Genomic DNA, 12,477 nt, shown 5'->3' with positions numbered 1-12,477 from the left:
ATCGATATAGATCACCTTTTAGAAAATCTAAACAATCTTAAGCTTCGGCAGTTTCAACAATTTCAAAATCATGCGTGATTTCGACACCACCATCAGATAACATTTTACTTGCCGAACAATATTTTTCAGCTGAAAGTTCAACTGCCTTCTCAACTTGCTTTTCTTTGACAGCTTTTCCAGTCACAATAAAGTGCAAATGGATTTTGGTAAAAACTGCTGGAATCGCGTCAGCACGTTCAGCTTTTAGCTGACACACGACATTCGTCACATCTTGACGAGATTTCTTTAAAATGGTCACAATATCAAACGAAGCACACCCACCAAGTCCCATTAAAATCAACTCCATAGGACGTGGACCACGGTTTTCACCACCATATTCAGCGGAACCATCCATCAGCACAGTGTGACCACTTTCTGATTTCGCTTCAAAAGCAACATTCTCTAACCAATGTACACTTGTTTGCATTGCAACTACCCAAAAAACGTTATAAATTTACTCTGTTCTTGTACACTAACATAAAATGAGTTGATAAGGAATTTCATCTCTTCTGTGTAGAAAAGGCTCTAACAAGGCCTGTGCGATCGGTTTTATCCAAATTCGGAAATTTTAAGCATGACTTCAAATTTTTCACAGCTTAGCACTGATGCTTTATCACCAGGTCAATTACCTGAATCTGTTAAAGCCTTGCTAAAACGTGCTCATATTAACAGATACCCTAAACGCACCACGATTGTTGACGCTGGAACGGAATCAAAATCACTGTATTTAATATTAAAAGGTTCGGTGTCAATTATTTTACGTGAAGATGATGAACGTGAGATTGTCGTTGCATATTTAAACCCTGGGGATTTCTTTGGCGAAATGGGTCTTTTTGAGAAGAACCCACAACGTACTGCGGAAGTAAGAACTCGTGATGTTTGTGAAATCGCTGAGATTTCATATGACAACTTCCACGAATTAAGCAAACAATATCCTGATTTGAGCTACGCAGTATTTGCTCAATTAGTTCGCCGCTTAAAAAATACAACACGTAAAGTAACTGACCTTGCATTTATTGATGTATCTGGTCGTATTGCACGTTGTTTAATTGATTTATCTTCGCAACCAGAAGCAATGATCTTACCAAATGGTCGTCAAATCCGTATTACTCGCCAAGAGATAGGTCGTATTGTCGGTTGTTCACGTGAAATGGTTGGACGTGTTCTTAAGACGCTTGAAGATCAGGGCATGATTCAAACTGATGGTAAAGCAATTTTAATTTTTGATACATCATTAGAAGAAAATGCATTTACTGAAGAAGAGTTTGACGACGAAGAATAATCGTTACACGCTTCAAGTGACTCTTAACAAAGCCAGTGCCTCACACTGGCTTTAATTTTTTGATTTATCTCAAATATCATTTTTTCAGTTTGATTACATAATTACAATGATTATAGAGAGATTCAGAATGTTATGCGCTTCAAACATTTTTTATAATTCTAATGAAAGATTAAACCAATAAGATACTGATTTGGAGAGAATAAGTATGAAGAAGCTGGCTTTAAGCCTTTGTGCAGCATCAGTGATGACCATTTCTGGTTGTGCTTCTTTTGCTGATATGGCTGGTGCAGATAGTGCAACTTTGAATGCTCAATCAGCACAAAGTTTCTCTAAAATGACTCAAGAAGCTCGTGCTAAAAACCAACTTGATACTAGTTCTAGCACTTATCAACGTATCAATACGGTTTTCTTACGTTTAAAACCTTACGCAGATCGAATGAATCAAACTGGACAACGCTTTGATTGGCAGCTTGCAGTGTTGAAATCTGACAACGTGAATGCTTATGTCGCACCTGGCGGTAAAGTTGTTTTCTACACAGGTATCGTAAATAAGCTTAATTTAACCAATGATGAAATCGCTGCAATTATGGGACATGAAATGACCCATGCCCTCGAAGAGCATGCTAAAAGCAAAATTGGGGCTCAAGCACTGACTAGCCTAGCCATTGGTATTGGTACCAGCTACGCAGGCGCTAATATTGGTGAAGCTGGAAATGCAGCAATTAACTTAGGTAGCCAAATTGGTATTGGTTTACCTTATTCTCGTAATCTCGAAAGTCGTGCCGATTACGGCGGTTTGATGTTAATGGCGCGCGCTGGATACAATCCTAACGCGGCAATTAGCTTATGGGAAAAAATGAATCGTCTTGATGGTCCTGGCGGCGCATCATTCTTATCAACACACCCGTCAAATACTCAACGTATTGGCGATATGCGTAAAAACCTACCAGCAGCTATGGCTGTGTACAATCAAAGCCGTCGTTAAGCCATACAAAGCCACTAGATAATGATCTAGTGGCTTTTTTATTATCATGGTCTCAAACTGCATGAATCTCAGCTATCTTTTCATCGTTTGAATAATTTTGATGGATCTGTGCTAATTGCTTGATCTGTCCACTACGATGAGCAGTTACCTGAACTTCCATTTTCATTGCCTCCATCACTGCAACTACATCACCTTTTTCTACCATTTGATTGTCTTCTACTTTCCAAGCTGTAATTACACCTGAGATTGGAGCAAGCAGTGTTTTTTCATCAAATACTTTAACTTCTTCTATAGGTTTTACATGCTGTTGAACGGTTTGAAAATTTAAAAACTCCTTCGGCAATCCAATTTGTTGTAACTTCCCATCTATTTCAATCATGAAACGTGCAAACTGATGATCATCCTGAATCATACTTCGCTGTTGAACCTCATATTCGTGAGAAAAATCTTGCTCAATCCATCGCGTATGTACTTTAAATTCGTCAACAAAATCTGGATGTTGCAATACTGCTTTATGAAAAGGTAAAACAGTGGCTACACCTTCTATTTCAAAAGCAGCTAAAGCCCTTTTAGCTCGTTGAATGGCAATCTCACGTGTTGGTCCCGTCACGATTAATTTTGCAAGTAAAGAATCAAAATGTCGGGAGACTTCACTTCCTTGCATAACGCCTGTGTCTAGACGAATTCCAATACCAGATGGCGCCATAAATTTGGATATTTGACCAAATGAGGGAATAAATCCACGTGCAGGATCTTCGGCATTGATACGAAACTCAATTGCATGAGTTTGGGTTTTCGGCGTAGCTTGGATTGAAAGCGGTTCACCTAATGCAATTTTTATTTGTTCCACGACAATATCTAATCCCGAAGTTTGTTCAGACACGGGATGTTCAACTTGTAATCGTGTATTAACTTCCAAAAATGACAGCTTGCTATTTTGTTGGCTCAATAAATATTCGACTGTACCAGCCCCGACATAATCAACTGCACGACATAGCTTGATCGATGAACTTACAATTTGCTGATAAATATCATCGGATATAAATGGTGCTGGCGCTTCCTCTACAAGCTTTTGATTACGTCTTTGCAAAGAGCAATCTCGTGTTCCAACAACAACGATATGACCTAACTGATCTGCAAGAATCTGAGCTTCAATATGTCTAGGCTTATCCAAATATTGTTCAACATAACATTCGCCTCGTCCAAAGGCTGCTATAGCTTCTCTTACGGCAGACTCATACAGGCTCGCAACTTCCTCGAGCTCCCAAGCGACCTTTAAACCGCGTCCGCCGCCCCCATAAGCGGCCTTGATAGCTATCGGAAGGCCATATTGTTTAGCAAACTTTAGTGCTTCTTCTGCAGACTGTAGTGGTTGTGCTGTGCCCTGTACCAATGGAGCACCAACTGATTGAGCAATTTTTCTTGCTTGAATCTTGTCACCAAGTTGTTGAATTGCATTAGGCGGTGGCCCAACCCAGATAAACCCTGCATCTAATACGGCTTGCGCAAAATCATCACGTTCTGAAAGGAAACCATATCCTGGATGAATCATCGTGACTTGAGCTTTTTTGGCAATTGCCAAAATTTTATTAATATCGAGATAAGTTTCTTTTGCAGTTAAACCCGATAGCGCCCAAGCTTCATCCGCCATTTTGACATGTAAACTCGCCATGTCATCATCTGCATAGATTGCAACCGATCTAATCGCTAAATCTTTGCAAGCTTGAATCACTCGAACTGCAATCTCACCCCGATTTGCAATTAAAAGCTTATGTGAACTGTACATTTATTTTAAGTCCATAAAATCTGAAATTTGTCTAAATTTAATCAAACACCCCGTTGGAATCTGCGCGATTAGGTCAAGATGATATGCTGCAACACTCGCGATGACTGGATATCCACCTGTAATTGGGTGATCATTCATAAATAAGACAGGCTGACCATTTGGGGGTACTTGTATCGCACCAGTACAACATCCTTCACTCGGTAACTCTTTGTCGATCTCTCTCACTAGCGGTTTTTCACCACTTAATCTCAATCCGATTCGGTTACTTTCGGTACTGATTTGCCAACGCTGATTGAAGAATAATTTCAGACTATCTTTAGAAAACCAATCCGTTCGAGGACCTAAACACACATCTATAATTATTTCATCGCCTACTTTTGGTTTTGTTTGGGCAAAATGATTTAACTCAACAGGATAAGTTTTTAACTGAGCAGAATAAATCTGATCACCGACCTGAATAGGCGATGTACCCAATTCTGCAAGAGAATCATAACTGACACTACCTAGAACTTGCTCCGCATAGATTCCACCCTGAACTGCAAGATAGTTACGCAATCCTTCTTTAGGCCGTGTTAGATAGATCTCATCACCTTCATCTAAAGCGATTGGTTGGGATAAACTGGCTTGTCTTTTACCTGTCTCTTTATAAGTAATCCAAAGCTCACTCAATGCACCCGTCACTGCGATTACAGATGGCTGAATGACTTTAAGTTTTAGCCCACCATTTAAAATTTCTAACATTGCTGCGTGTTTAGGATTACCAACGATTAGGTTCGCTTCAACAAAAGAACTCTGATCTAACGCGCCTGCTCTTCCAACTCCAAGAGATGCTACATGATGTCGACCTTGATCTTGGACTAAGACTTGTAATCCAGTATTTAATACTTCAAATAGAACGGGTTTATGGGTTGCTAAATTTGAATGAACTAGGGTTGTTGAAACAGAGGTTTGTGTTGGGTTTCGACTAATATCTTTAAAAATCACTTGATCAGAAGGCTGTAACAAAGCTGGATTTTCTCGGTGAATATCCCACATGATTTCATCCGTTCTCCCAATCAGTTGCCAACCACCAGGACTCTCCTTAGGATAAATTCCGCTATATTCTCCTGCTAAACCGACCGACCCTGCTATTACTTTTTTACGGGGTGAGGATCGGCGTGGGACGCTACCAAATGGCTGGTCATGGCTCATCAAATAAGCAAATCCCGGTGCAAAACCAATGAATGCAACTTGCCAGCAGCTTTCGGTATGTTTTCGAATCAATTGTTGAGTTGTTAGCCCTAAATGATCGGCTATTTCTGCTAAATCACAACCATCATAATGAACACCAATAACAATTTCTTTAGTTGAATTAAATCGTTTTAATTCAATTTTTTGGGAACGAATCCATTTGATCAAGCTAAGTTGATCAATCCAAATTGGATCGAAATACACCAAGACTGTTCGAGCAGCAGGAATTAATTCTTGAATATAAGGATGATTCGCTTGATTGAGTGATTGATATACTGCAATTGTTGTTTCTAAAGCATCTAATTCAATTAAAAATGCATTTTCATTAACCGATAAAAATCTCATTCCAGCACTCAACGATATGATCTATAAGTTTTAAGATACAAAGCTATGTATAGCAATTTGGTGATCAGCTAAGGTTTGGCGAATCACTTTTGCCATCTGTAATGCTCCTAACGAATCTCCATGCAAACAGATTGTATCGGCTTTAAGCGGGGTAAATTCGCCTTCTATAGACATGACACCCTTTTTTTTGATCATATCTAATATACGCTCAGCAATCATTTCTACATCATGCAAAACCGCACCCTCTTGACGTCGAGAAACCAAAGTTCCATCACGATGGTAAGCACGATCAGCAAATGCTTCTGATACGACTCTTAAACCTTGCTTTCTTGCAAATTCGATTAAGGGTGAACCAGCTAAAGCGACTAATACCAAAGACGAGTCGTAAGCCAAGATCGCATCTATAACTGCTTTTGCTTGAACTAAATTGGTAGCGATAGTGTTGTACAAAGCACCATGAGGTTTTACATACCGAACACTAGTGCCTGCGACTTGTGCTAGACCTTGTAAAGCTGAAATTTGGTACAAGACGTCTGCATATAACTCATCATATGCCACATCCATATTACGACGGCCAAAACCCACTAAGTCTGGATAGGAGACATGCGCACCTACACTCACTTTTAAATGAGCAGCTTGCTTCAATGTTTGTAGAATACTTTTGGGATCACCTGCATGAAAACCACAAGCAATATTGGTACTGCTAACAATCGGAAGTATTTGTTCGTCATTACCCATAGACCATGAGCCATAGCTCTCGCCTAAATCACTGTTTAGATCAATGTACATACGCTTCCCAATTGCTACTCTTTCTTTTATTGATTTATTTTAGCAATATACTCCAACGCTTTGCTTTACCAATATTTATTTTTATTAATTTCCGAATGGGATTTTATACAGAATTTATTTTAATTAAGCATCTTTTTATTTAGACACTTAGCCCCGAAACTCTTAGGAGCTAAGTCATATATATGCCTATTTAGCTAAAAGTAAATGCAACATATGCGTTGCTATCGTATGTCGAATATGATCAGGACGCTGATAAAAATAGCGCTCACTTAGACCATCACCTGATAAATCCTCTATAACTTGATAGCCAATTTCATTTACAGCTTGATGCAAATCTTTCGGTCGAAACTGACCTTTTAATGGTTCTTTCAAGAAACGAGTAAATTGTGAAACAAATAAACTTCCGAAACGTTCAGCACCATTCAACTCACGATAGTCAATTGAATAATCTAAAACCACTTCACTTCCCTCTCTAGCGATTTGAGCAATACTCGATAAAGTATGTAATGTGGTTTGTGGTTCAAGATAGTGTGTTGTACCCAACCAAGAAAAAAATGCTTTTTCATCTTGTTGAAATGAACTTCTTGCCAATGCATCTGCAATCGACTCTTTTTCAAAATCAATCGACACAAACTCAACATTAGCTGGAATGTCACCAAATTCTTTGAGTTTCAACTGTTTTGCCGCTTGGGTATCAGGATGATCAACTTCAAAAATTTTTAAATTAGGATAGCGCTGTGCTTGTCTCAACGTGAACGAATCTAAACCTGCACCCACCAAGACATATTGCTGAGTTCCTTGCTGAATCGCCTTTTGCAATAAGTCTTCTGCATATCGAGAACGACCAACAACTTGCCCTGTCAGTAAACCTAAAGTTCGGTTAAATACAGTTGAGTTCATCACTTTAACGGTGAGCGATGTTTTCAATAATTTTTGCCAACCTTTACTGGTTAGCTCAAATGCAAATGGGTCAGAAAAAACTGGATTTTGAGCATTTTGAAAATGATTCGCACGTAATGCCGCAGCCGCCTCAGCCGTTCGGCTTGATTGTCCATCTTTCATATTTATTTCCTAATTTATTTCTATCTTGCAAAAAATAAGCAGCAAACTCCATCCTAAGATAAAATTTACTGCCCTAATATCACTCGACTAAAAAATTAGTTGGTCTTTTCAGTTTGATACGTCACTTGGTAATCATTTAAATCCATCTGTTTTAAACGTTGCTTTAACTTTTTCAACGACCAAGGCCAAGCAGCAAAGTTTCGACCATTTGCATCTAAATAGTAGCTCTTACATCCACCAGCATTGAAAACAGTTGTTTTAAGATGCTTTTGTACTAACTCATTGTGCTTTTTAATCACTTCAGGTTTGATGTTTAACTTGGCAATACCTTGATCTCTAATTTTCAATAAGCCATCAACGATATAATCAAGTTGAGCTTCTGCTAGACCAATAAAAGAGTCATATACCAGAACATTCGGACCCAAAACTAAGAAGGCATTTGGTACGTTTTCAATGCTTGTACCTAAATACGCTTCTGGAGAACTGCTTTTCCAAAGGTCATTTAAAATCTCACCTTTTTCATTCGCAACACGCTTGCCAATCGGTGGATGAGAGACTTCAAAACCTGTACCCCAAATGATCACATCAACTTCATGACGCTCACCATTTGCAGCAACAACAGTATTACCTTCAACCTTGACTAAACCATGAGGGATGAGTTTAGTATTTGGTTGCTGTAAAGCTGGATAATAATTGTTTGCGAACAATAAACGCTTACAACCAATGGTGAAGTTTGGCGTTACATTTTTACGTAACTCTGCGTCTTCAATTTGGAAACGTAGAATCAGCTTAGCCAACTCACCTACTGGTTTTAACACAGCAGGATTACGTAAACCAAAGTTAATTGCATTCAATGATTGAGCAACCGCTTGGCGCCAAGTTTTTTGAATTAATGGATATTTTTCGATTAATTTTTTACTTACATCACCCAAATCCGTATCAGGTTTTGGAACAACCCACGGCGCGGTACGCTGGAATACATATAATTCTTTAGCTTTTGGTTGAATTTGTGGCACAAACTGAATTGCTGATGCGCCCGTTCCGATGACCGCAATACGTTTACCAGTCAAATCATAATCATGATTCCATCTTGCTGAATGGAACATTTCGCCAGTAAAGGTCTCTAGACCATCTAATTTTGGAATTTGAGCTTCGGTAATTGGGCCTGTTGCGAAAATCGCTGAGCGTGACAAGAATTGCCCTTTATTGGTATCCATCACCCATAAATTACGCTCATTATCCCATTTTGCACTGAGTAACTCTGTACCAAATTCAATTTTTGAACTTACGCCAAAATTTTCACTCACTTCTTCTAAATAGTTCAAAATTTCAGGTTGACGAGCAAACAAGTGACTCCATTTTGCGCTTGGAGCAAATGAGTATGAATACAAAGCTGACGGTACATCACAACCACAGCCTGGATAAGTGTTTTCACGCCATGTACCACCAACTCGTGTTGCCTTTTCAATGATTTTGTAGTTGCTATAACCAACTTGATCAAGACGGATTGCTGTTGCAATACCTGAAATCCCTGCGCCTACGATAAACGTATCGTAAATATGCTGAGGGAGTGCTTTTTTGTCAGCAGAATTTAATTTTTTTGCTTGAGCTGTCATTCAAAATATCCTTTCATTTATTTAACTGAAATAAGCATTGATTAACCTAAAGAAAGCCTATTTCAGTAATTAAAATCTTTTTCCTAAACAGGTTTTATTTCATTAATCGGTATGATGTACCCAAGAATTTTGCATATAAATTCGGAGCAGTACGTTTCATTAACCAGAATAGTTTTGCGTCAATCTGAGGGATGGTATAAAGCTGATCTTTATCCAAACGGTCTAATGTCAGCTTGGCAACTTTGTCACTGGTCGTGAAGGCCAAGTTTGTCAGTGCATAGTCCAAGATACCCTTGTGCGGTACTTTTCCGTTTTTGATGATATTGGTCGGCACCAATGTTGGACATAACACATTGACTTTGATGTTATGTTTTCTCAATTCAGCTGAAAGCGTTTCAGACAAAGCACGTACCCCAGCTTTAGTCACGTTATACGCTGTCATTTCAGGTGCCGCAGTATAAGACGCTGCGGAAGCAACATTGATTATTGCACCGCGACCAAGTTGTTTAAACTTTGGTACGAAATAGTGACAACCATGAATCACGCCCCATAAGTTAATATCTGAAACCCATTTCCAATCTTCCAGAGAGGTTTCATCAAACTTACCACCCAATCCAACACCTGCATTGTTGATCACAAGTGTTGTTGGATGTTGCATAAGTTGTTCTGCTTGGTCAGCAAGCTTTTCAACTTGTTTAGCATTTCCAACATCACACTTTACTGCAAAAGCTTTTGAACCCAATTGCTCGATTAACGCAACCGTTTCTTTTGCTGCTTCCAAGTTAATATCGGAGCAAACCACAGTCCCGCCACGCTTTGCCAGTTCAAGTGCAAAACTACGACCAATCCCACTTCCCGCACCAGTTACCACTGCATATGCGTTTTGGCTTGGTTTGGCTTTCTTTCCAAATAATTTCATATTTGTATTCCAAATTATTGTTTCGGCTTGACCAAGTTATGCAGATGCTGCACGAACAGGTGGTACAAATTCTTTTAAGAAATAAGGTGATAACAAACCTGTTTCTGGATTTAATAAACGCTCTTTGTAATATTCCATGTATTTTGTAGTGTCATGGTCGTTTGGATGGAAGCTTGGACGTAAATATTCCAAGATATGCATAAAGCTACTACCAAATACGCCTCGTTCACTACCAAATAATAATGAGGTACTTTCTAATACATCTTTCATATAACGTGGATTGATCAAATTACTTGGCTTACGAATAAATGGCATCAAGTAACCGCCTAAAGAAACACCACCTAAAATGGTCAAACTTGCAAGTAAGAATCCCGTGATACGAACCCAGTAATCCCCCGATAACTCTAGAAAAACATCATAAGCAATATCTTTATGCTCTGATTCTTCGAGCATGTGCCACATCCACATCGCTCGTTGTCTTTCATCTTGTGAACCAAGTAAATATTCTTCATGCTGCATCATAAATTCAGCGAGTACAGCGGTGTAATGCTCAATACCTGCCATTAAAGATAGCTGCATAGAGTGCGGTAGTTTATAAATTCCGTACTCAAACACTTTATCTGCAATGGCGCGGAGCAATTCGACTGGATAACCATTCTCTTTGAGAACTTCATCATTGAATTGATTATGAATTTTTGAGTGAATTGCTTCTTGACCAATTAATGAAGTCAATCTTTGTTTCAAAATCGGATCATTAATAAATTCACGATGGTGACGAGCTGTCTCAATGACCACATCCTCACCAAAGGTTAAGAAAATCGATAAAGCATGAAAATAAGAAGTCGCCAACTCTTTATTTAAGAAGAACTTCTGATCCAACTCAGCTGGATTAAATTTGAAATCAAAATGACGAATAGGAATTGGAGCCTTGTTCGCTAAATTTTGGACAATGCCTTGATATTTAGTACTAAGTTTGTCTGAAAATACATTTCGAATAACTTGAGCGACCATCGCTTGTCCCCCACAGAGAGAGTAATATAAAAATTAATAGCGGCACATCCAATGAAATGATCAAATTGTCTTTAAGATTATTTCTGCAATTTGAAACATCTCAGCTCTTAAAAAAATTTCTAAGAATGTTTGTGCCAAACATTATCTCGATAAAATCTAATCCTGGTCTTTATCAAGATATTCGATGCATAGTGCACTAGCAAAATATGACCAACAAGAACCAAATTGCTCATAACGAATTGATCATTTTTGCCACTCGAAAACGATAATTCACTCGTGCACTGCATCGCTTTAAATCAATCAAGCTGCCTGAACTTTAGGTGTAAACTCCTTCACAAAGAAAGGATGTAAAGCACCGCCTTCTGATAACAATTTTTTCTCATAGTGTTTAAAATATTCTGACGCATCATGATCGTTAGGATGGAAATCTCTGCGCAAATAATCAAAGATTCGAGCCTGAGTACTACCAAACACACCATCTTTAGGGCTAAAGATTAATTTCACACCACGTCGAGCATCTTTCCAAAACTTCGCCGTTAACATTTCTTGCGGTTTACGCAAGACTGGAACTAATGTTGCTGAGAATGGAATCAACCCAAGAATCGTGAAATATGCAAGGAAAAATCCTGTAACACGTAACGCATAATTACCATTCAATGTTTGATAAACATCATAAGCAACATCCTTATGTTCAGACTCTTCAAGCATATGCCACATCCACAGAGCACGTGTCTTTGCATCATCAGAAAAATAGAAGTTCTGCTCATGCGCCATCATGTATTCTGCTAACACGGCCGTGAAATGTTCGATTCCAGCCATTAGAGAAAGTTTTAATGGTTGTGGGAATTTCAAGAAAATATGATCAAAAAACTTTTCACCAAGAAAACGATACAAGCGCACTGGATAATCAAGTTCAACAATTGCGTCATTAAATTCATTGTGTAATTTAGAATGTATCGCCTCTTGACCAATCAAAGAGGTTACACGTTGTTTTAAAATAGGATCTTTGAGCAAATCACGATGGTGACGTGCTGTTTCAATCACTAAGTCTTCACCATAAGTCAAGAAAACAGAAAGCGTTGCAAAGAAAATCGTTGCAAACTGGTTATTCATATAGAATGATAAATCAATCTGTTTACCTTCAAATCCGATTGCCAAGTGTCGAATGGGTATGCTCTTTTTACTCGCAAAATCGATTTGCTCAGTTATTGGGTTGGATTTAAATAAACTCAAACCTTTGTTCAACGTGCTGCTAATCATGGCTACACCTACCTACTTCACTTGAGCGTCATTTGCCCTATAATATTCTTTGGATTAGGTTCATCTCTTTTCGCCACACTCATTCTTTTCTAAGTTACGAAAAAAGATTCGGGAGATTTTATTGAACCTAGTTCCCTACTAGAACCAATGTAA

At 38.6% G+C, this 12,477-nt stretch carries 11 protein-coding genes; 2 read left to right on the top strand and 9 right to left on the bottom strand.

Features of this window, described 5'->3' with window-relative positions:
- Window positions 1-37: 37 nt before the first annotated feature.
- A complete protein-coding gene (locus R2H34_RS07615) occupies window positions 38-466 on the bottom strand; it encodes an OsmC family protein (protein ID WP_004953612.1) in 429 nt (142 codons plus the stop codon).
- Between the two features lie 147 nt (window positions 467-613).
- On the opposite strand from R2H34_RS07615, the gene crp reads away from it, so the two are divergent.
- Window positions 614-1,321 (top strand): cAMP-activated global transcriptional regulator CRP, encoded by a 708-nt coding sequence (gene crp, locus R2H34_RS07610; RefSeq protein WP_004915082.1) that lies wholly within the window; start codon window positions 614-616, stop codon window positions 1,319-1,321.
- Between the two features lie 205 nt (window positions 1,322-1,526).
- Window positions 1,527-2,306: a M48 family metallopeptidase gene (locus R2H34_RS07605; protein ID WP_004915079.1), complete on the top strand. Its 780-nt coding sequence runs from the start codon at window positions 1,527-1,529 to the stop codon at window positions 2,304-2,306.
- A 52-nt stretch (window positions 2,307-2,358) separates the two neighbouring features.
- Here the strand turns inward: R2H34_RS07605 and R2H34_RS07600 are convergent, their stop codons facing one another.
- The 8 genes from R2H34_RS07600 to R2H34_RS07565 form a co-directional block, all read right to left on the bottom strand.
- Entirely contained in the window at window positions 2,359-4,092 is a 1,734-nt protein-coding gene (locus tag R2H34_RS07600; RefSeq protein WP_042892513.1) for an acetyl/propionyl/methylcrotonyl-CoA carboxylase subunit alpha, read from the bottom strand.
- Window positions 4,093-5,667, bottom strand: a complete 1,575-nt coding sequence (locus R2H34_RS07595) for an urea amidolyase family protein (protein WP_087540704.1) — start codon at window positions 5,665-5,667, stop codon at window positions 4,093-4,095.
- A gap of 30 nt (window positions 5,668-5,697) precedes the next feature.
- Window positions 5,698-6,456 carry a 5-oxoprolinase subunit PxpA gene (locus R2H34_RS07590; protein ID WP_318342542.1) on the bottom strand — a complete coding sequence of 253 codons (759 nt, stop codon included), beginning with the start codon at window positions 6,454-6,456 and terminating at the stop codon, window positions 5,698-5,700.
- 186 nt (window positions 6,457-6,642) lie between these two features.
- A complete protein-coding gene (locus R2H34_RS07585; RefSeq protein ID WP_042892507.1) occupies window positions 6,643-7,518 on the bottom strand; it encodes a class I SAM-dependent methyltransferase in 876 nt (291 codons plus the stop codon).
- Window positions 7,519-7,613: 95 nt separating this feature from the next.
- Window positions 7,614-9,134, bottom strand: coding sequence for a flavin-containing monooxygenase (locus R2H34_RS07580; RefSeq protein ID WP_004953594.1), 1,521 nt, complete (start codon window positions 9,132-9,134; stop codon window positions 7,614-7,616).
- Window positions 9,135-9,228: 94 nt separating this feature from the next.
- Complete coding sequence (locus R2H34_RS07575) at window positions 9,229-10,053, bottom strand: SDR family NAD(P)-dependent oxidoreductase (protein WP_004639500.1); 825 nt, start codon at window positions 10,051-10,053, stop codon at window positions 9,229-9,231.
- A 36-nt stretch (window positions 10,054-10,089) separates the two neighbouring features.
- Window positions 10,090-11,064: a metal-dependent hydrolase gene (locus R2H34_RS07570; protein ID WP_042892505.1), complete on the bottom strand. Its 975-nt coding sequence runs from the start codon at window positions 11,062-11,064 to the stop codon at window positions 10,090-10,092.
- Window positions 11,065-11,364: 300 nt separating this feature from the next.
- On the bottom strand, window positions 11,365-12,324 hold the full coding sequence (locus tag R2H34_RS07565; protein WP_042892503.1) for a metal-dependent hydrolase: 960 nt from the start codon (window positions 12,322-12,324) through the stop codon (window positions 11,365-11,367).
- Between the last annotated feature and the right edge of the window lie 153 nt (window positions 12,325-12,477).

Source organism: Acinetobacter sp. 16 (assembly GCF_033439925.1).
Lineage (GTDB): Bacteria > Pseudomonadota > Gammaproteobacteria > Pseudomonadales > Moraxellaceae > Acinetobacter > Acinetobacter junii.
This window is presented reverse-complemented; position numbering and strand designations above follow the sequence as displayed.